The organism is Sphingobacterium sp. UBA5789, from assembly GCF_002418355.1.
GTDB lineage: Bacteria > Bacteroidota > Bacteroidia > Sphingobacteriales > Sphingobacteriaceae > Sphingobacterium.
The window spans coordinates 281,911-302,418 of record NZ_DIDX01000001.1 but is presented as its reverse complement, the minus strand read 5'-3'; the positions used below and the strand labels follow the sequence as shown (position 1 = coordinate 302,418).

The 20,508-nt window shown below is 38.1% G+C and carries 23 protein-coding genes; 11 read left to right on the top strand and 12 right to left on the bottom strand.

The features are described 5' to 3' along the window. The first annotated feature begins 5 nt into the window (after positions 1 to 5). Positions 6 to 545 (top strand): DUF2892 domain-containing protein, encoded by a 540-nt coding sequence (locus B4B65_RS01300; RefSeq protein WP_293912665.1) that lies wholly within the window; start codon positions 6 to 8, stop codon positions 543 to 545. Between the two features lie 17 nt (positions 546 to 562). On the opposite strand, the gene B4B65_RS01295 is transcribed toward B4B65_RS01300, so the two are convergent. Further along, positions 563 to 1,030, bottom strand: a complete 468-nt coding sequence (locus B4B65_RS01295; RefSeq protein ID WP_293912663.1) for a hypothetical protein — start codon at positions 1,028 to 1,030, stop codon at positions 563 to 565. Positions 1,031 to 1,260: 230 nt separating this feature from the next. Between B4B65_RS01295 and B4B65_RS01290 the strand changes: the two genes are divergently transcribed. Continuing rightward, entirely contained in the window at positions 1,261 to 2,040 is a 780-nt protein-coding gene (locus B4B65_RS01290; RefSeq protein WP_293912661.1) for an NYN domain-containing protein, read from the top strand. 32 nt (positions 2,041 to 2,072) lie between these two features. On the opposite strand, the gene B4B65_RS01285 is transcribed toward B4B65_RS01290, so the two are convergent. Further along, positions 2,073 to 3,143 carry a fatty acid desaturase family protein gene (locus B4B65_RS01285; RefSeq protein WP_201681182.1) on the bottom strand — a complete coding sequence of 357 codons (1,071 nt, stop codon included), beginning with the start codon at positions 3,141 to 3,143 and terminating at the stop codon, positions 2,073 to 2,075. A gap of 379 nt (positions 3,144 to 3,522) precedes the next feature. Between B4B65_RS01285 and B4B65_RS01280 the strand changes: the two genes are divergently transcribed. Then, positions 3,523 to 3,714: a cold-shock protein gene (locus tag B4B65_RS01280; RefSeq protein ID WP_002998145.1), complete on the top strand. Its 192-nt coding sequence runs from the start codon at positions 3,523 to 3,525 to the stop codon at positions 3,712 to 3,714. A gap of 79 nt (positions 3,715 to 3,793) precedes the next feature. Here B4B65_RS01280 and B4B65_RS01275 read toward each other — a convergent pair whose 3' ends face one another. The 5 genes from B4B65_RS01275 to B4B65_RS01255 all read right to left on the bottom strand — a co-directional run bounded on the left by B4B65_RS01275 (position 3,794) and on the right by B4B65_RS01255 (position 7,505). Continuing rightward, positions 3,794 to 4,306 (bottom strand): CinA family protein, encoded by a 513-nt coding sequence (locus tag B4B65_RS01275; RefSeq protein WP_293912658.1) that lies wholly within the window; start codon positions 4,304 to 4,306, stop codon positions 3,794 to 3,796. Positions 4,307 to 4,327: 21 nt separating this feature from the next. Further along, positions 4,328 to 5,215 carry an SDR family oxidoreductase gene (locus B4B65_RS01270; protein WP_293912656.1) on the bottom strand — a complete coding sequence of 296 codons (888 nt, stop codon included), beginning with the start codon at positions 5,213 to 5,215 and terminating at the stop codon, positions 4,328 to 4,330. Positions 5,216 to 5,388: 173 nt separating this feature from the next. Next, positions 5,389 to 5,601, bottom strand: a complete 213-nt coding sequence (locus tag B4B65_RS01265) for a hypothetical protein (protein ID WP_293912654.1) — start codon at positions 5,599 to 5,601, stop codon at positions 5,389 to 5,391. Between the two features lie 141 nt (positions 5,602 to 5,742). Then, positions 5,743 to 6,402, bottom strand: a complete 660-nt coding sequence (locus tag B4B65_RS01260; RefSeq protein ID WP_002998156.1) for a response regulator transcription factor — start codon at positions 6,400 to 6,402, stop codon at positions 5,743 to 5,745. Between the two features lie 2 nt (positions 6,403 to 6,404). After that, positions 6,405 to 7,505, bottom strand: coding sequence for an ATP-binding protein (locus B4B65_RS01255; RefSeq protein WP_293912652.1), 1,101 nt, complete (start codon positions 7,503 to 7,505; stop codon positions 6,405 to 6,407). A 424-nt stretch (positions 7,506 to 7,929) separates the two neighbouring features. On the opposite strand from B4B65_RS01255, the gene B4B65_RS01250 reads away from it, so the two are divergent. Then, entirely contained in the window at positions 7,930 to 8,562 is a 633-nt protein-coding gene (locus tag B4B65_RS01250) for a hypothetical protein (protein WP_293912650.1), read from the top strand. 28 nt (positions 8,563 to 8,590) lie between these two features. On the opposite strand, the gene B4B65_RS01245 is transcribed toward B4B65_RS01250, so the two are convergent. Both B4B65_RS01245 and B4B65_RS01240 read right to left on the bottom strand, forming a co-directional pair. Beyond that, positions 8,591 to 9,268, bottom strand: coding sequence for a DUF421 domain-containing protein (locus B4B65_RS01245; protein WP_293912648.1), 678 nt, complete (start codon positions 9,266 to 9,268; stop codon positions 8,591 to 8,593). 5 nt (positions 9,269 to 9,273) lie between these two features. Further along, a complete protein-coding gene (locus tag B4B65_RS01240) occupies positions 9,274 to 9,489 on the bottom strand; it encodes a hypothetical protein (RefSeq protein ID WP_293912646.1) in 216 nt (71 codons plus the stop codon). Positions 9,490 to 9,679: 190 nt separating this feature from the next. On the opposite strand from B4B65_RS01240, the gene B4B65_RS01235 reads away from it, so the two are divergent. After that, on the top strand, positions 9,680 to 10,213 hold the full coding sequence (locus B4B65_RS01235) for a type 1 glutamine amidotransferase domain-containing protein (RefSeq protein WP_293912644.1): 534 nt from the start codon (positions 9,680 to 9,682) through the stop codon (positions 10,211 to 10,213). A gap of 75 nt (positions 10,214 to 10,288) precedes the next feature. Here the strand turns inward: B4B65_RS01235 and B4B65_RS01230 are convergent, their stop codons facing one another. Next, complete coding sequence (locus tag B4B65_RS01230; protein WP_201681173.1) at positions 10,289 to 10,807, bottom strand: pyridoxamine 5'-phosphate oxidase family protein; 519 nt, start codon at positions 10,805 to 10,807, stop codon at positions 10,289 to 10,291. Between the two features lie 300 nt (positions 10,808 to 11,107). Between B4B65_RS01230 and B4B65_RS01225 the strand changes: the two genes are divergently transcribed. From B4B65_RS01225 to B4B65_RS01210, 4 genes are all read left to right on the top strand, one after another. Next, positions 11,108 to 11,569, top strand: a complete 462-nt coding sequence (locus tag B4B65_RS01225) for a ferritin-like domain-containing protein (protein WP_201681172.1) — start codon at positions 11,108 to 11,110, stop codon at positions 11,567 to 11,569. Between the two features lie 67 nt (positions 11,570 to 11,636). Beyond that, on the top strand, positions 11,637 to 12,128 hold the full coding sequence (locus tag B4B65_RS01220) for a hypothetical protein (protein ID WP_201681171.1): 492 nt from the start codon (positions 11,637 to 11,639) through the stop codon (positions 12,126 to 12,128). Between the two features lie 390 nt (positions 12,129 to 12,518). Next, positions 12,519 to 13,727, top strand: a complete 1,209-nt coding sequence (locus tag B4B65_RS01215) for a glycosyltransferase family 4 protein (protein WP_293912640.1) — start codon at positions 12,519 to 12,521, stop codon at positions 13,725 to 13,727. 14 nt (positions 13,728 to 13,741) lie between these two features. Then, positions 13,742 to 14,854 carry a hypothetical protein gene (locus B4B65_RS01210; RefSeq protein ID WP_293912638.1) on the top strand — a complete coding sequence of 371 codons (1,113 nt, stop codon included), beginning with the start codon at positions 13,742 to 13,744 and terminating at the stop codon, positions 14,852 to 14,854. A gap of 9 nt (positions 14,855 to 14,863) precedes the next feature. On the opposite strand, the gene B4B65_RS01205 is transcribed toward B4B65_RS01210, so the two are convergent. Continuing rightward, a complete protein-coding gene (locus B4B65_RS01205; RefSeq protein WP_201681680.1) occupies positions 14,864 to 16,324 on the bottom strand; it encodes a glycoside hydrolase family 130 protein in 1,461 nt (486 codons plus the stop codon). Positions 16,325 to 16,483: 159 nt separating this feature from the next. Here B4B65_RS01205 and B4B65_RS01200 point away from each other — a divergent pair, with 159 nt between their 5' ends. Continuing rightward, the gene (locus tag B4B65_RS01200; RefSeq protein ID WP_293912636.1) at positions 16,484 to 18,679 is read left to right on the top strand and encodes an ATP-binding protein; all 2,196 of its coding nucleotides are present in this window, start codon (positions 16,484 to 16,486) and stop codon (positions 18,677 to 18,679) included. A gap of 22 nt (positions 18,680 to 18,701) precedes the next feature. Here B4B65_RS01200 and B4B65_RS01195 read toward each other — a convergent pair whose 3' ends face one another. Continuing rightward, positions 18,702 to 19,664 carry a YihY/virulence factor BrkB family protein gene (locus B4B65_RS01195; protein ID WP_293912634.1) on the bottom strand — a complete coding sequence of 321 codons (963 nt, stop codon included), beginning with the start codon at positions 19,662 to 19,664 and terminating at the stop codon, positions 18,702 to 18,704. 217 nt (positions 19,665 to 19,881) lie between these two features. On the opposite strand from B4B65_RS01195, the gene B4B65_RS01190 reads away from it, so the two are divergent. Next, on the top strand, positions 19,882 to 20,463 hold the full coding sequence (locus B4B65_RS01190; RefSeq protein WP_293912632.1) for a ferritin-like domain-containing protein: 582 nt from the start codon (positions 19,882 to 19,884) through the stop codon (positions 20,461 to 20,463). Positions 20,464 to 20,508: the final 45 nt, after the last annotated feature.

Sequence of the window (20,508 nt, the reverse complement as noted above, 5' to 3'; positions counted from 1 at the left end):
GACACATGTCAAATCTAATTCGAATTATTATCAGCTGTCTGCTGTTAGTCGGTACCGTTGTCCTTTTTTGGTTTGGACAATGGGGATGGGGAGTTTTAGGCATTCTGATCACTATATTAGCCTGGGTAACCGTATTTTTCAATGAAAATATGCTGTTAGCTCAGTGGTTTATGCGTAAGGAAAAAATGGAAAAGGCAGAACAGTGGTTAAACAGAATTACAAACTATGAAAAACAACTGATCCCTGCACAGCACGGATATTACAATATGCTAATCGGGCTTATCGAATCCAGAAGAGCACCTTTACAATCTGAAAAATTCTTTAAGAAGGCCCTATCGCTGGGACTTCATATGGATCATAATATAGCCCTTGCAAAATTGAGTCTGGCAGGTATCGCTATGGCTAAGCGCAACAAAAGAGAGGCGGAGAAGTACTTACAGGAAGCGAAGAAAGCGGATAAAAATAAATTGCTGACCGAGCAGATCAAGATGATGAAAGATCAGATGGGTATGATGGATCGTCAACAAATCCGATATTCAAGATAACACAAAAAGGCTGTCATTTACAAATTGACAGCCTTTTCTATAAATTTACCAGCTTCAGTGCTATCCTCAAAAACGAGCTTCACAACTTTCGCTTTATTTCCTTTCGCCCAGTTATCTACTGTAATCTTAAAAGCTACCGGAACTTCATCTTCCATGAAATAGTGAAGGTAATTCTGTCTGTCGGACAGCTTAATCAACACTTTTCCCATCTGCATTGTGGAATACATATACGTCTGCCCCTTAGCGTCCAGCACTTGAGTTGCAAATGTATTCAGCTTAAATTCTCTCGGATTTTTTTGATAGGAGATTAAAAAAAGATCCAATGTCAGTGTCTTGGTCTTTGCATCCACACTTACATTTTTAACATCGACCTGAATATCATCGACCAATTCGGGCACAGTATCGGATTCCTGCGCTGAAGACAGATCAGGAATGGCCAACATTCCCAAAAGAAGGATACAGTAACATATTATATTTTTCTTCATAACTATTATTAACGTTTTAACGCCGGCTTCATTGCGCTGCCGGGTTGAATCACTAAAAATAGTAATTTATCACAAAAAACAACAAGACTCTGTTTCGGAAAGTATTATAGTCTGATCCATATCAGCATACATACTCAATAAATTTTCATAAATTAGAAACTATTGAGGGTGGAGTAAAAGGATGTTATTATCCCAATCTACTATTCTGATGCAGTAACAGACACAAAGAAATGAACGATTCCAAATTTAATATTGCTGTTCTAATAGATGGAGACAATGCTCAGGCGAGTCTGATTAAAGAATTAATAGCTGAAGTCTCCAAATACGGGAAAGCTACAATCAGACGTATTTACGGAGACTGGACAAGTCCGCAAATGAATAGCTGGAAAGATATATTAAACGAATATTCAATAAATCCAATTCAAAAATTTTCTTACACCTCCGGTAAAAACTCTACTGACAGTTCCCTTATCATAGATGCGATGGATATTCTGCACGGTAAGAGTGTGGATGGCTTCTGTATTGTATCCAGTGACAGTGACTATACCGGATTAGCGAAGCGGATCAGGGAAGAGGGGCTGTTTGTTATGGGAATAGGCCGAAAGATTACGCCTATCGCATTTGTTAACTCTTGTGAGATTTTCACTTTCACAGAGAATCTGGTAGAAGTAGAAGAAATTGCTGCTATTGCTGCGGATAATAAAAAAAGACCGGCAAGAGCCATTGCTGAAAAGATTAACAAAAAACCGGAGTCTGTTAAAATCACCAAAGCTACCTTACCCAAATCAGAAATGATCAAAATTGATAAGGCATTCTCAATTGCGACAAATGAGGATGATGAAACTTTTATTGCTAAAATAGGACTGGCTTTACGAAAGATTGATCCGAGTTTTGACGCCCGTACTTTTGGATTCAAAAATCTTACCCAGCTATTAGACAGTCTGGATAAATATGAAATTATAAAAAATGAAGTTAACGGATTAAATCATCCTCTTGTTAAGCTGAAATAGCTTAAAAAACCTTTATAAGCAAGTACAAAGCATTATGCATTTACGGACATTTTATGAATATGCCGTATATGAGACCACACGGCTTGCCCTAAGCTTTTAAACTCGATATATCCTATTCCATGATCCTTGCAGGTCTGCTTTACAAGTTTATTGATTTCCGGATAATGAATATGGCTGATCTTAGGAAACAGATGGTGTTCAACCTGATAATTAAGCCCTCCGAGTAACCAGGAAAGCAATTTATTATTTGTTGAGAAGTTGGCTGTTGTTTCAAGCTGGTGAACCATCCACTCTTCTTTTATATCTTCATGTTCCTTTACAGTAGGGAAATGGGTTTCACCTACAACATGCGCTAACTGAAACACAAATGCAAGGCATAAACCACAGCTCACAAAAGCGATAACAAGACCTATGCATGCGGCCTGCCAACCTGCAAAGCAGACTGGTAAGACAATAAAAATCCCCAGATGAAAAACCTTGGTTATCCAAAAAATAGCCTTCTCTTTTGTGGGAAAGCGAAAACTTTCGCCTCCTTTATTCATTGTTCCTCTGAAATATTTCTCATAATCCTGATAGAATACCCAGGCCATATACGATATGGAATAAAGCAGAATAAAGTAGATATATTGAAATCTATGATACCAGCGAAAGGGTTGGTCATCATGCAACCGCATAAACTTTACATCTATATCGTGATCGTGCCCTTGTACGTTGGTATAGGTATGGTGAGCAATATTATGTTTGAGTTTCCAGAAGAATATACTCCCTCCCAAGAGATTGAGACTGTAGGAGAATACACGATTAACTTTTTTATTTGCAGAAAAAGTATCATGCCCTGCATCATGCATAATATTAAAACCAATACCAGCCAGATTGCATCCGAATATGATACTTAATATAATTCCTAACCAGGCTGGATAAGAGAAAAAAACAAGAAATACATATATGGACAGGGCCGATACAATAAGCAGAATTGCTTTTAGAAAGAGACGAAAATCTCCAACTTTTTCTTTAGAAGTCGTACCGAAATATTGATTTACTCTGTTACGGAGGTCTTTGGAAAATAATGAGCTACCATTATTTATGAATTTTATTTTTGACATCAGATAAAATTACGCTCCGAATAGAGCACTGATATTAATGATCTTGTCAGAATGTAGTGTTCAAAGATAACAAATTTAAAGAGTTAAGGATCCATTTCAAAGTTAAATATATGTTAATAACGCTTTGACCGGTGAACCATTTTGCTGACAAATGCCCTGTCCAATTAAATAAAACAGAGACAATTGTATAAAAGTGCATTTTTTCAGATATAGCTGATTTCCAACTTTTTTAGTTTTTTTTGTTACAATTGCAATATGTTAAAATGGCATAAAACAACAATTAAGGCCTTTTACCATAATGAAAACTTTTTTTAAAAGTATTTCGAAATTTAACCAAAATAAAACCGTACTCTTGTATAAATAATTTTAATACAATACAATGAATACAGGAACTGTAAAGTTTTTTAATGAAACTAAAGGATTTGGTTTTATTACTCCTCAAGATGGTAGTGCTGATGTTTTCGTACACACTACAGGACTTAAAAACCAAGTTAGAGAAGGTGACGAAGTTACCTACGAAGTAGAGCGCACTCCAAAAGGATTGAACGCTATCAATGTGAGATTAAGCTAATTACTACTATAGTTTTTTTTGCATAAGCAGTTTTTTTTATTAAGAACTGCTTTTTTTGTTTCCTGTTAGTGCTTCAACGCTAAATCTTATCTTTCTCCTGCGTCTCTGAAAGCAACACCATTTCGTACAGATTCTCAATAATCTCATTGGCTGTCGCCATTATGATGTCATGTGCTTCCCCTGTAAAGAGACATTTTTTATTTATGAATGAATTTTGATATTGGATCTGAAGGAAAACCGTTCCTACTGGATTTTCAGCACTAATGGCCTTATCTTCAAATGCAATTCCTGTGAGAGCGACAGCGATGTGCGCTTCATATCTATCCTTTAAGCCATTTAATAAGGCATTCGTAACCTCTTCAGATACAGCGCCGGCTTTTTGGATGAGATCCGGCTCAACACCCAGACTCAATATTTTCATATCATCATGATAACAGACAATTGAACCTAAGAAGTAATCTCCGGAATTAATTTCCAGACTTATCACGGACGCTACAAATCCTGCTGTCATACTTTCTGCAAGTATGAGTTTAAGATTTTTTTTAGAAAAGTAAGCCCCGCAGAAGTTCAGTTTATCGTTATTAATCTCCATGTGTAATATTAAGTTTAAGTGCTAAAAGGCTATTTTACCTCCTGTTGCCGGAATAGTTGCTCCCGAGATATAAGAAGCCGCAGCAGAAGCCAGAAATACAAAAATAGGTGCAATCTCCGCTGGCTGCCCCGGTCTTCCCATAGGTGTATCTTTACCAAAATTCTCATGATCGGGAATCGTGGAAGGTATTAGCGGGGTCCATATCGGACCTGGAGCTACTGCATTTACACGAATGCCATTATCAGCTTCCAGCATCATCTGCGCCATATTGGCTGTAAAGTTTTGTATAGCAGCTTTTGTCGCAGCATAAGGTAAGAGTATCGGATTAGGGTGATACGCGTTTACAGATGTTGTATTAATGATGCTGCTTCCTTCCGGCATATAAGGCAAAGCCTCATGACATAAGTAAAACATCGCATGTACATTTGTGTCAAATACCTCCCGCCATTCGTCAGCTGGTATGGAGTCGAAATCCTTATAAGTCCGCTGATAAGCGGCATTGTTTACTAAAATATCTATTCCACCCCATTCCTCTACAGCTTTCGAAATCAGTAACTGACAATGTCTCTCATCTCTAATATCACCCGGCATTAATATCGCATTTGCTCCTGCCGCTTCAACCCAGTTTTTGGTATCGATGGCATCTTCGTCTTCATTGAGATAGGAGATTATTACATCTGCACCTTCTCTGGCAAAAGCGATGGCAATAGCTTTACCTATTCCCGAATCTCCACCTGTGATTAACGCTTTCTTGCCTTGCAGGAGTCCATTTCCCTTATACGAATTCTCTCCGTGATCAGCCTGAGGATCTAATCCTTTTTCAAGACCGGGTGGATATTGTTCCTGTTTTCTAAACGGTGGCCCGGGATATTTATGAATAGGATTTACGGGCTTATTAATTTCTTCCATAACATAATTTTTACTTCCCTATCTATCCTTAAAAAAGACAAAATAGAGTATTGCCAGAATTACTACTGCAATTAAGATGGTCCAGTATATCGCATATCCTGCTGGTTGATCATCCGGTTCTTCCAAGATAGTCTTTGCTACTTTTTTCTTTCTGAATAACATGGCGTTCCTTTCTATCTAATATCCGTGTTAGAGGTGTCGGTTACATTCGAATCTATAGGCATTACCAGAGAGTCCGCCTGATTCTGATTATAACGCGTGTCTTCTCCATTTGTAGGCGGTACAGTAGTCGATTGTCCGCTATTATCTGTTTTAGAATTTCCACATGCAGCCACAGAAAGCATACAGCCTGCAGCGAGCATCAATATTAATTTTGTCTTATTCATAGCATTATGATTTTTAATGGGTAAAAAATCTGTATACTATAAAAACACCCTTTATCAACAGTAAGTTTACAACTGTGTCGATAAAGGGTGTTTATACTGAAATTCCGCGTATTTATACGGGGGAATCTATTTTGCTGATTTTTAATCAATTAATCCATTAAGAATAGCAAATTTGATCAATGCAGGAGTATTTTTAGATTTTGTCTTATCGATTAGACTTTGTCTGTGTCCTTCTACAGTTCGCTTACTCAGAAACAAACGTTTTGATATTTCCAGATTTGTAAGGCCTTCGCCCAACAATTCCAGAACTTCCAGTTCACGAGAGGAAAGGTCGAGTTCAGCAGGATCAATTTTGGTAGGTTGTGTTACTGATTTTTCAATAAGCTTATCAATAAACTTCATTGTCAATTCTTCACACAGGAACCTTCCTCCCTTTGCGACGTGATTGATGCAGAAGATCATTTCTTCCGCAGCCACATTTTTTACCAGATAAGCTTTAGCTCCGCTTTGGAAAGATTTGGAGACATGCTGATCACAATCCAGCATGGTAAGAACAATAACCTTAAGAGCAATATTACGGGATTCTATCTCTTTCATGAGTTGAAGACCGTCAATATTATGCATACTCAGATCGGTAATCAGGATATCGGCCTCTGTTCCTGAAGTCAAAAGATCTAATACTTCTTTTCCGCTTCCCACCTCCCCTACAACTTCAAAATTGTCCTGAGAATCCAACAATAATTTGATTCCATTTCTGACCACCAGGTGGTCTTCTGCTAATATTATTCTGATTTTTCTCATATTCATATTACTTGCAATGTTACAAGCACGGTAGTTCCGGTATTTTCTGTTTTTATTTTTATATTTCCATTATAGAAATTGATTCTGCTCTGAATATTTCTCAATCCAGACCCTTCTTCCATACATTCCTGTACATCTTTCTTAAATCCTTTTCCATTATCTCCAACTTCCACATTTACCCAATCATCTTTCATCGTTACTTTTACCCGGATTCTTGTGGCTACAGCATGCTTCATGCAATTGTTCAGGAGCTCCTGTACAATCCGGTAAATAGCGAGTTTCATCTCATCAGATAATTGTTCGCATTTCTCCTGTACCAGCGGAATGACCTGAAAATCCGGAATAGTGATCCGTTCAGACATAGAACCAATAGCTGCTTTCAAACCAAAATCATTCAGTACGGATGGAACAAGATCCATGGATATATTCCTGATCTGAAAAATAGCTTCATTTAACATTTCTTTCATAGGTAGCATCCAATCTTTTTCTCCCGATTTTAGAGTCTGGTGTTGAAGATTGAGCCGGATTGCATACAGTAACTGCGCAGTACTGTCATGTAATAAACGTCCAATATTTTGTCTTTCCTGTTCCTGAGTAGCAATAATAGTATGGTAGATCTCCTGCTTTAATTCCAGCAACTGACCATTTGGACTAAACTCTTTATCAAAGATAAGCAAACAATATTGCTCATCGCCAACCTTTGTTTTGTACTTACGAACATAAGTATCTGTTATTAACACCTTGTTTTTGTCCTTTACAAATCTTAAACTTACCAGTAAGGGAGTCTTCAATGCCTGACTATTCTGTAAAACAGATTTTAAACTAAGCGCATCCTCTCCTGCCAGAAATTCAAAAACCTGCCGGCCCAACATTTCTTTCGGTTTATACTCCAGCATATTTTCCAGCTTCTGATTGAGACGTCCTATTTGAAAATACCGGTCAAGAAGCAGAATCCCAAACGGCCCTTCTTTGAAAAAAATATCGAAACAGAGTTGGTCCCGATCAAAATCTTCCTCGAACAGCGAATACTGCCCTTTGATGTAGTCAGACTCATTCTTTTGATCGCTAAAGTTGTTTGCTCCGTTCTCTATTTTTTTGTTCATATATTTCCGATGATTCCGCCTTTTAAGATTAGGTATACTATCCTTTTTCTCATGGTATCCGTCGTAATACAACAACTCTTGTTTTTAAATGTTTTACATCTTATCCTAATAATTTAAGTATAGCTTTTATCTAAAGAGAATTTCCTTAAAACCTTTTTTAATCGGTTCATTAGAAGATGCTGCCTGCTCCGTAAAGTAAAACACTCTGTGGCATACAGCCCCTCCTACAAAAATAAATCGGACTAAATATAATTGTTAAGTATGTAAGAGATATAGTGATACCCTATATTTTCCATGCTATTTATATAAATTACGTATTTAACGCTGCTTTTTTCTGCTTAATTGCGGCAAATACCTGACTTTAATTATTATAAAACATGAGCATCGTGTCGCCGTTTTTATAGTACATCTAATCTCTGAAATTATGAAACATCAAATTCCTATTCAACATACTGGCCGTAGTATGGATGCTTCAGAGTCTGTATGCTTCCCTGAAAAAATGGATGCTAAAGATTTTTATGAAATAGTCCATAACCGACTACTTAGGATAGATAAGTGGTATGAGTTAGCAGATCTTCCGATGGCTTCTTTCGTACAAATTGATCAAACTGGAAAGGAGACCTTCGATTTAGCAAAAGTTGGCAACTACATTAAAATTGACATTCCGGGACCAGGTCTATTAAGTACTCAGGGTTTTGATTTCGTAAGAATTGAACGCATTGACGAAACAGATGAGGATAACCTTCAGGAGGTAACTTTAACATTACGCCCAAGTTCGGATCCTAATGATAAGTCAGATAATGAAACTAAGCACTTTTTCAAGAATGTAGCGACGTCCACCATACAGATTAAACGTATCAATGCGAGTATAAATGCAAATTATTTTGGCCGGAATGAACTCATGAATTTAGAAGCAGAAGCGCTTACAGATAAACTACGTAATTTTTTTGTTGGGATGGGAGCCCGTTTGGGTGCTTCTTATCCACAATGGAAATTACTGCTTAAAGGATTAATAAACAGCAATATTATTCAGGGAAACCGGAATAAGCCTCTATAGCATCGTTACCGCTCAGAAGACTTTTTATTCAAATTCTCCTGCTGTCCATTGCTTGCGTCCATTTAGTTCGGTTACAGCGTTTACAAAAGCCTTCGTCTGGTATTGTTTCCTCTACTCTTCCACAATACATACAGGCAAACGGACCAGATTGAGACTCCTCCTTTACCTGCCGGTAATCATCCGGGAATAGGGGTAATCCGTACTTTACTTCCTTATCTGCATAAAAAAGTATGCTCATTGTTCCATCTATTTCTAATACTGCCATTTTTACCTGACCCAGATGCTCTACGGATTGATTGCGCAATTCAGAGAAAAACTCCATCTTAGAAAAATCTCCGTCATGCTCATGTTTCAGATCAAACTCGCCTGCTCTGACCACAACCATAGCCTGACCTTCCAGCATTTTATTGAGGAAAGCAGATTTTGACGAAGCCCATGTCACGAATTTATAAATCAGTATTACTGAAAATAACACTACAAAAGCATACAGCACGGGGAGCTCTTCCTGAAACATCGGATCTCCTGCAGCAGAACCGAGACTCAGGATGATCGCCACTTCAAAAAGGGTCAACTGCCGTACACCTTTCTTGCCTGATAACCTAAGGATAATCAGGATCAAAGCAAACATAATAACAGAGCGAACAACAATCTCTCCGAGAAAACCCCATTCCACTCCCTCTAAAAAGATCTTTCTAAAGCCGTCCATAGAAACTATTTTTTAGCCGTTTTTTTCTTCGGTTCTTTAGGGTAGGTATGCATATCAGGCATAGTATGAAGCTGCCCGATCTGAGGATCTACCCCTGCTTCTCCATCTTCCTCTTGTTTTTTATCCCTTTTTTCAACTACTGACGTAATGGTTTTTTCCTTTTTGGGTTGTCTGTCTTTATTAATGATTCCAACTTTTGCATTCTCCTTTTTAATAGCCATGGTCTTTAAGTTTTTATGATAATCTGTTTTAGTAAAACACAGATATTACGGTGAAAGTTTTTGAGGTCCTGTCTCAGGCAAAGGTTTATGTGATATACCTGATCACATAGGATTAATACGCAATGTATGCTGTATCCTAAACATTCTCTTACAGGAGGCTGTTTAATACATACATCTATACACATATATTATGAACAAAATAGCCATTTTAGCTGCAGACGGTTTTGAGGAAATCGAATTAAAATCTCCAAAAATATATTTGCAGAATAAGGGATATCAGGCAGACATTGTATCGCCAAAAGATATAGAATTTGTACGGTCATGGAATCATTTTGACTGGGGTCCTTCCTACCCGATTGATGTACATCTTGCAGAGGCTGATCCGTCAGTTTATGAAGCACTGATTTTACCCGGAGGGACACTGAGTCCTGATGCTCTTCGTGTCTTACCTAAAGCACTAGATTTTATCAGGCATTTTATTGAACAAAAGAAACTGATAGCTGCAATCTGTCACGGTGCCTGGCCGCTTATAGAACTTGACTTTGTAAAAGGAAAGAGAATGACTTCTGTCAGCAACATCCGCTCCGATCTGAAAAATGCAGGGGCAATCTGGGAAGATGATGCGGTCATTCAGGATGGCAACCTGATCAGTAGCCGCACTCCGGATGATCTCGAATTCTTCAACAGCGCTATTACAGCATATCTGGAAGAAGTATTACTTTAAATTTAACCATTAACATAAATGCGGGCTTTTCATAAACAGAAGAGCCCGCATTTTTATTTTATACGTTTATAAGGGCTACACTGTAAGATCTCCATGGATACCATCGTGATCTGGCTTTCCGGTTAGCAAAGATTTTAGCATTTTGAATGCTGCTACGGGAGCAATATTCTTATTATCCCAATAATGACCTTCTAAAATTTCTACTCTCAATAAAACAATCCGGGGATCTTCCGGTCCATCAAACCAGATTTCTAATGCGGGACTCCAAAGTTCATTGATCTTCTCCTGATTTTCCAGTTCTTCGGCTATCCCATATAAATTCAGAAAGCCTGCTCTCTTACCACTTTGCATCATAAGATTAACAAAAGGATCTTTAGCAACTTCTTCATCCTTGTGTGTCTGCGAAGAAGTCATAAACCACAGATAACCATTATCATCTACCTGTAATACTGTCATTGGCCGTACAGAAAGCGGCACTCCGGTACGTATATCCGTACAGAAAAAGCATGTTTTGGCATCATCTACAATTTCTCTTATTTTTTCTAAGGCCTTCTGTCCGTCTAGATTTTCTTCTCTGTTTTGTTCTGTGTTCATATTATTTCTCCTGTTTATTTAATATTCTGTGTTGTAAAAATTACAGACTAAGCTGTCTAAAAAAAACAATTGCTCAGGGGATAAGTTTCGATATCAGGATCAATCAGGTATAAAGAAATCTAATTCGTATTAATACGGAAATAATAATAATTAATACCCCTTCTGAAGCTTTACAATAAACATAAATAATTGAATGTCAACACATTAAATATATTTTATAAAATTTCAAAATAAACTTTTCGTCAGATTTTACGTTTCTTCTTTACATCGATATTTATTCATTACTAAAAAGGAGAAGATATGACAACGGAAAACAAAACAGCTGAAATTGTGAATGATCTTATTGAAATCAATAATGACAGAATTGAAGGATATACCAGAGCATTAGAAGATCTTAAAGACGAAGAAAATCTTGATCTCAGATCTCTGTTTGAAGATTATATCCAACAAACCCGTCAATTCAACAGCGAACTTAATCCATTGGTTGTCATCAATGGTGAGGAGCCAACTACAGGTACACGTACATCAGGCAAATTGCACCGTTTATGGCTGGATGTAAAGGCTACATTTAGCGGTAATGACCGTAAGAGTATTCTTGAGGAATGTGAACGTGGAGAAGATGCCAGCAAAAAAGCTTACCAGGAGGCATTACGTGAAGCACCGCATCTTCCTATTAACGTGGTAGATGTTATCAGAAGTCAGGCTGAAAAACAATTGCAGGCTCATGATCGTATACGTGATCTTAGAGACAGCAGTAGATAAAATTTAAGTTATTTGCTTCGGTCTTACCGTATATCCAAATGATAAATTCAGATTAAATAATCAGACTATGGATACAACATACAATTATATTCATGAATTGAGAAATCGTCAGATGGCTTTACGCGCCAAGATCGAAGCAAGTACTATTGCTGGAGAGATCCAATTCTCCTATGGACAGGATTGTTATCAGGAAGAAGCCAGATCTATGGGGCTGCGCATGATTCGGGACGGTCTTGACTTGAAAGGTGAACAAATAATCCTTGGGTTTGTGAGGGAACATTATCCGGATTATGTGGAGGAAGAATTAAGATGGATCAGCAAGATGATGCGCTATCTGAATAAGATTACAGATACTCTTATTGATAATTTGCTTGCAGAGGGATACATCGCTCTTCATGGTAATATTGATCTTCCAAATGAAAACACCTTATTTTATCCGCTCAAAATATTAGATGAGGAGAGTCTTTTATATTATAAACTGAATATCAATACGCTCGTTGATCTAAGCCGTTCTCAGGATCTTGAGCATCTGGAAGGTTGGGTATATTATAAGTCCTAGCATTCTCTAAATATCAATCATTATAGGTAAAGTAAGGCAAAGGAATTGCCTACTTATATGCACCGCTGCTGGAATGAGGTTCCAGACAGTAATTCAGAATATAGTCAACGGTACAATTTTAATAATTGTACCGTTTTTATTTCCGGAAGCTTCTTTTGTTTATTCTGATCTTTTTATAGTTCGTTTATGAAATTAACCTTCCTTTGAGCTTAATAAAAGTTGAAAAATTGATTGTAAAAAATACTTCTTCCGAAGTATTAATACCTGTTCCAAAAGAATTAATCCTCTTTTAATACGATATGTTCTTTTGCTCAGGAACATTATGTTGACTTCGCTGTTTATATACTTACAGCACATAACAGTTGCCGGCAAATTTAACATTATCTACACATGAGAACTGCTATCATCGGAACATACCCACCCAGACAGTGTGGTATCGCCACTTTCACACAAGATCTTTATAAAGCGATGGTAAAATCATCTGCTGAAACACACAGTATATTTGCAATGTCGGATGGATCAGAAGATTCCTTTCCGGAAGAAGTCGCTTTTGTAATAGACCGAAACAATGTGGATAGTTATAAGAATGCAGCTCACCTGATTAATTCGTATTATGATGCTTGTATTATTCAGCATGAGTACGGAATTTTTGGAGGAGACACCGGTGAATTCATTCTCGAGCTTCTGTATAAATTACAAGTTCCGGTGATAACCAATTTACACACGGTACTCCAGCAGCCTAATGCTAATGAACAGCGTATTTTGCAACAACTGTCTATGTATAGCAGTAAAATAACAGTGATGACTGAACGCGCAATTCATATGTTGAGCGATATTTATCAGGTTGATGCTCAGCTGGTCGAACTCATTCCACATGGAGTGCCGGATTTCAATTACGACCAGGAGGAAGCGAAAGCAAAACTTGGATTAAGTGATAAAAAAGTCATGCTTAGCTTTGGTTTTCTGGGAAGAAGTAAGGGTTTTGAAACCGCTATTGATGCAGTCGCATCTGTGAAGGATAGTGATTTTAAATATATAATACTTGGATCTACTCACCCCAATATTATACGACATGAAGGGGAAATATACAGACAGTCTCTTATGGATAAGGTGAAAGAACTGGGTATAGAAGACAAAGTAGAGTTTGTCGATACGTTTGCCACAGAAGAATTACTGGTTCAATATCTGAGCGCCTGTGATATTTATGTAACACCATATCCTAATGAAAATCAGATAAGCAGCGGTACATTATCATTCGCAATTGGTGCAGGTGCGGCAGTGCTTTCGACTCCATACTGGTATGCTAAAGATCTGCTGGCAGATGATCGTGGAATTCTGTTTGACTTTAAAGATTCGGAAGGCCTGGCTACTATTATCAATCTTTTACTGGAAGAACCTTTACTTATGGCCAGATACAGATCCAATGCGCAACTATATGGACAGGAAATGTCATGGACTAATATTGGGAAGCGACATTTGGCTTTATTGCAAAGCCTTAAAAAGACAGATGCCAAGCCAACTATTTCATTCAACAGCCGGACTCTGAAAAAGAATATAGCGGCTCTGTTTCCCACGGGCAATAGCAGACTCTCTTCGTAAACCCCATAAATGAAATGAACAAGTCGTATTTAAAGGTAATGGATGAAAATCCGGCAGCCGCTGCCCTTGATGTAGATCTTATTACTGAATTAGCAGAAAAAGTACCTTCTTTTGACCTCAGTCATATAAAAAGGTTAACCAACCATGTAGGAATACTGCAACATGCCACATACATAACGCCAAACTATCATCACGGATACTGTATTGACGATAATGCAAGGGCACTTATACTGGCTTTGATGGCTTTTGAAAAAGACCCGTCTGAAGACCACCATCAATTGATATCTACATATCTGGCCTATATAAATTACATGCAACTGGAAAACGGAAAATTCAGAAATTTCCTTTCTTTTTCACATGTTTTTTTAGATGATGAAGGCACTGAAGATGCCATGGGCCGTACCATATGGTCATTAGGCTATTTGCTGAAAAGCAATGTAAATACCAGTTTTCACAAATTAGGAAGAGAAATATTCGACCGTGCGGTACGCCATCTTGATGGGTTAAGATCGCCCCGGGCTGTAGGCTATAGTCTTTTAGGATTGGTACATCTTTCCGAAAAATCTCCAGAAGATGCCGGAATGAAAGAACTGATCAATCGTCTCGCTCACTATCTTGCGGAGGAATACCGGCAAAATTCAACAAGCGAATGGTCCTGGTATGAAAAGGTAATATCGTATGACAATGCAATACTACCTTTGAGTCTATTGAGAGCTTCTGTAGTACTGGAGAATGAGTCTCTGAAACTTACGGCAATGGAGAGTTTTCATTTTCTGGACAATATATTATTTAAAGAATCTTATCTCTCCATCATCGGTAATGCGTCCTGGTATAGTGAGGGTGGAAGTCCCTGTATATACGGGCAACAACCCATTGAAGTCACATCTCTTGTATTACTTTATGAAGAGATGTATAGCATTACGCTTGAAAAAATATACAAACAGCGCATGTTGACTTCTTTTTTGTGGTTTTTTGGAAAAAATAAACTGGGTCTTCAGCTCTATGATCCATCCTCCGGAGGTTGCTGCGATGGTCTTGACAGTCATGGTGTCAATCTGAATCAGGGAGCAGAAAGTACAATATGTTTTTGGTTGGCATATCTAAACATCAACCGTCTGCTGTCCTGAAGCATCTTACTATGTCAATGCGTCCAGTAGCTCTTTCAGATCTACGGATGCATATGTAGAAGCATAATCTGACATAGCATAAGGAATGATAAGATGTCCGTTGTGAATAATCTGTCCACAGGAATATACTACATTTGGCACATACCCTTCTCTCTCATCTGCATTAGGATATAGCAAAGGTTCATTCAACTTTCCGATTATCTTCGTAGGATCTTCGAGGTCCAGTAAAATTGCTCCTAACGTATATTCCCGCATAGGCCCTACACCATGTGTCAGGACAAGCCATCCTTTTTCGGTTTCTATAGGTGATCCGCAATTGCCCAATTGTACCAGTTCCCAGGGATATTCCGGTTCTTTCAGTAAAGTGATATCCTGTTGCCAGGTATTGATATCTTCTGAAAATGCAATGTAATTATTTTCACCATCTACCCGGCATAACATGGCATATTTGCCTTTTATTTTCCTTGGGAAAAGAGCGGCTCCTTTATTAGCAATCTTACCGTTAATGGGCTGTACTTTAAAATGAATAAAATCTTTGGTAGACATCAGTTTGGGCAGAATCGTGAACCCATCATAAGCAGTATAGGTCGCATAATAAGTCTGCTGATTTTTCTCTCCTCTGAAGCGTACAAATCTGGCATCCTCGATTCCATTTTTCTCCGTATCGGAAATTGGAAAGATAACCCTTTCTGAAATAGAAGTATCCAGCGAATAAGTCATCTCATAATGAGAAGAAGCCAGCCACATAATCTGTGACATCAGTGTCTGACTATCCTGAGTCAACTCATTTTCCTGCTGCATCTCTTTGACAAATCTCCGGAGTTCTTCATATGTAAAGGAATCTGTTAGTTTGGCTCTGATAACAGCAAGCACATCCTCTTCGGGATCATGCATCTGTAACAGTTTATCTATAAAATCTTCTTTCTGATACCGGTGACTTTTAAATTGTTTTGGTTTTTCCAATAGGGTACCCACTTCGTCCAGATAGATATTGAGGTCTTTGTCAATAATAGCTGAGCGGAATACGATAGAGGATACATGTCCTTCACCAGTGGCTCTAAAACTCAGGATAATCCGCTTTTCCCCATCCTTTAATTGGGTCTGATCAGGCGATTCTACTACCGAAGGATTAAAAAATGCGGCAGCTTCAATAGAATATTCCATTGTAAAATAGGCTCCTATGAGGAGCTTTTCCTTATAACTAACATCCTCATCTTTAATATTCATTTCCCTCAGGATGGTTTCCGTCCTTTTATAATTTTTTTCTAAAATAGACACCACACTACGATGTCTCTTCGAGAAATTACGCAGCACCTGATTAAGTGTATCTGCTTTTTCCTGTTTGCTCATTTTCAGCACCCGCTGAACTATTTTGATAGATCGTTCTACACTGAGGTTAAAATAACGTGCTAATACACGTCTGGAATCGGGCTTAAAAAAGATGCTTTTTCTGACTACATTCAGGGTCATAGGATTTATATTTATTTTAGAACGGTCTTCTAACCCAAATTGTTTGTGCATTTGAAAAAATTATAACCGGAAACTGTAGGAGTTAAAACCGCTACCTCTTCTACTGTAGTCATGGGAAATGTCGATTTTAAAGTTTAACTTTATAAAAAATCGCTATCTATGATCCCCAATCAGATTCTGTGTGAGAATGAGCCTATTCATTTATGTGGCCGTGTACAACATTTCGGCCTTTTATTGATATTGGATCAGAAACTCAGTATCTCCGGTATCAGTGAAAATTGGGGAAACTACCTGCAAGAAGAGCCTGATCTTTATCTTGAACAGGACGCCGTTAAGTTTCTTTCTTTTCATTTCGCGGATCATGCAGAAGAAATTAAAGAACGCCTCGATCACTTCTCTCATTCTATAGAAGGTCGCTCTGTTATTGAACTAAAGCTCGGACAATCCGATTATTACCTGAGCATCTATAGGGTCAATGAGTATATCTATCTTGAGTTTGAAGCTACTTCCAATACACCTCCGTCGTGGCTGAACTTATACTCGTATTCAAAAAAGATAGATCGTTCTAATCAGAAGGTATGGGAACAACTTTGCGAAAGTGTGCATGATGTCATCCGATTTGACAGAGTTATGATCTATCAGTTTCTGGAGGACGGAAGCGGCAAAGTCATCGCTGAACGTGTAGCGGAAGATTGTGAGCCTCATTTGGGATTACGATATCCGGAATTTGATATTCCTAAGCAGGCTCGCGCACTTTATCTGATACACCCGACGAGATTGACATCAGACATCTCTGCTCCGACTTATGCGATCAGAAGTCAACGACAATTAGATTTCGACCTTACCTACACCACAATACGGGCTCTTTCACCGGTTCATTTACAATATTTGGAAAATGCAGGCGCTCAATCGAGTATAAGCTTTTCTATTATTGTACATGACAAGTTGTGGGGGCTTGTCACTTGTCAGCACAGGACAGCAAAAGCCGTAGATCTTGCTCAAAGGCATCTGGCTGTATTGCTGACACAATATGCTGTCACCAAATATCTCAGTAATGTTAAGGAAAAAGATATTCAATTACTTAGGGAGATCAATACGTTTGAACTTGAACTTAAGGAGAAGCTCCTCATAAAGAATGATATTCTCTCCGCTTTATCTTCATCTATTCAGTCCCTTGGCGATCTTATCCACGCAGATGGAGTAGCTATACGTTATTCTGACCGTATCATTACACACGGAGCGGCCCCTTCTCCAAAAGAGATTGAAAGCATACATCAATATATCAATGGTTTCACAGACAAGCTGTTATTTAAGGATCATAATTTTCTTCTGAACCATAGCAGCAACTTCAGCTTTTGTCCCTGCTTTGCGGGCGTCGGAAAAGTAGATATTGACAGTAGCCGTACTTTTAGCATTTATTGGTTTCGAAAAGAATATGTGTATGAAGAAAAATGGGCAGGAAAACCGGAGAAAGTATTAAAATATGATTCTCAAAAAGATCAGTACTACCCTTCTCCGCGTACGTCTTTTGAAATATGGAAAGATGCTGTAGAAGGCACAGCTATGAAATGGAACAAAAACGATATCTATTTTATGCGACGTGTAAGGCAATTGATCAGAGAAAGCATGCTTCGCAAATCTGTCGAAATAAAAAGCCTCAATAAAGAACTTATTCTGTTGAACAATACACTCGACACCTATTCCAGCACGGTAACACATGATTTGAAAAATCCGCTTTCGACAATAAAACTATCTGCTCAGTTGATGAAGATGCGAAAGGAAACAGACCCTGTATTTCTCAATAAAGTATCTACCAATATTCTCGATGCGGTATCCTTAATGGAAAATATGATGTCTAAGATTCTGGAATTCTCTCGAGCCCGGGTCTACAACTTCAAACCGGAGCGTATAGAAGTTTCCTCGACTATCGAGCAGATTGCACAGCAATGTCTGGAAATTTACAATATGCCTCTTTCCAGTATTCAGACAGGAACACTTCGTCCGGTATGGGGTGAAAAAACATTGCTCTACCAGTTGTTTATGAATATCATCAACAATGCAGTGAAATATTCCAGCAAAGTAGAAGAGCCGCTGATTACTATAAACAGTACGTTGGAGGGAGACTGGATCCGGTACGAAATAAAGGACAACGGAATTGGTATTGCTCCTGATGAACTTAAGACAGTGTATGAAATCTTCAAAAGGTTACCTAATGCATCGTCCTATGAAGGAACGGGAATAGGACTTGCTATTGTAAAACGCATTGTCGAAAGACTCAACGGCAAAATCGATATCCTCAGCGAATTAGGCAAAGGTACTACTGTAGTTGTCAGGCTTCAGGAAATAGAAGATTAGCTCTTTAACGTTCCTTATGATATTATGTTTTGTCATGATCCGGAGGAGGCAGGACTTTGACTTCCTTTTCAACCTCTTTCTCCTCCACATGCACAGCAAAATCAGAAGGCTGTATCGGAATACCTTTTATAGCGGCATATTCTCGTGTATAAATGGCTCCAAAATAGAGTATGGCCGCTGTATAATATACCCACAGCAAAACTAATATAATGGATCCTGCAGCTCCATAAGTAGATTCTGTGCCCGAAGTCTGGAGGTACAACCCGATAACAAATCGTCCGATAACAAATAATATCGCGGTAAAAAAAGCTCCTGAACGCACAGTCCGCCACGCAATCTTAACATCTGGCAGCGCCCTGAATATTATTCCAAACAGAATAAATATAACAGCAAAACTTATTGAGAAATTGATCGCATCTAACAGAACTACCGTAATATCCGGAAAGTAACGTTGCAAACGATCTGTAAATGCAAGTATTACCCCATTCACAACCAAAGTAACCATCAGCAGAAACCCCAGACTTATCACAAGAGAAGAAGATAATAAACGGTCTTTGATGACCTTTACCCATCCCTTTTTAGGTTTGGCACGTACATGCCATATTCTGTTTATCGAATTCTGAATATCTCCGAATACCGATGTTGCTCCGATCAGTAACGTAATAATACTTACGACAAGAGCGAGATTTGACTTACCTGATAATTTGAGATTCATGATCACTTCCTGTATCTGCCGGGCAGCACTTGGTCCTACAAGACCTTTCATCTCCGTAAACACTTTGCCTTCGATAGCATCCTGACCAAAAAATACACCAGCCAAAGAGATAATTAAAACTAAAATAGGTCCTATTGAAAAAATAGTATAATAGGCCAGTGAAGCACTATACTTGAGACAATCCTCATTTATAAATCCCATAGCAGATGTCTTTATAATGGAAAAGAAGTCTTTAACAAAGTTGCCACCTTTCGAATTTGTCCTACTCATCTTTTTCTTTTTTAATTAAACCAGAGTTTCATCTCTTATATAACAAGAGACTATAAGCAAAGTTTACCTAATGGGCAGAGTCGGGCATTAATACGCACGCCTTAGTAGAAGTACGCATTATTAAAAACTTAACCGCAACAGCAGAACTATCTGATTACTAATCCGTTCTTCTATTAACAAATGAATTAAACCTTTGAAAACATAAAATCATATAATTATGGCAACTACAACAGCTAAAAGCAGCAGTGCATCAAAAACTACACCTGCGAAATCCTCAAATAAAGAAGATTCAAAAATTAAAGCTAAATCCGGAGCGGCTAAAGATCTGGCAGATTTATTTGAAGACGGTTTGAAAGATATCTATTGGGCAGAAAAAGAGCTGACCAAAGCATTGCCTAAGATGGATAAAAATGCAACTTCTCCGCAGCTTAAAAAAGCTATTCAGAAGCACCTCAAAGAAACGGAAGAACATATCGCCCGTTTACAAAAATGCTTCGAATCAATTGGTAAAAAAGCTAAAGCTGAGAAATGCGATGCTATGGCCGGGCTCATTGAAGAAGGCAAAAGTATAATGGAAGAAACAGAAGTCGGCAACGTAAGAGATGCAGGTATCATTGCGGCAGCACAGAAAGTAGAGCACTATGAAATAGCTACTTACGGAACCTTAGCTGCATTTGCAAAAGTATTGGGTAATAAAGAAAGCTTAAAACTCTTATTAATGACACTCGAAGAGGAAAAAAGCTGTGACGAAACTTTAACGGGCATCGCCGATACAAACTTAAATTCGAAAGCAGAATAATTATATTCTGTATTTAGTTGTGATTAAAGCGGGTTTTAATATTAA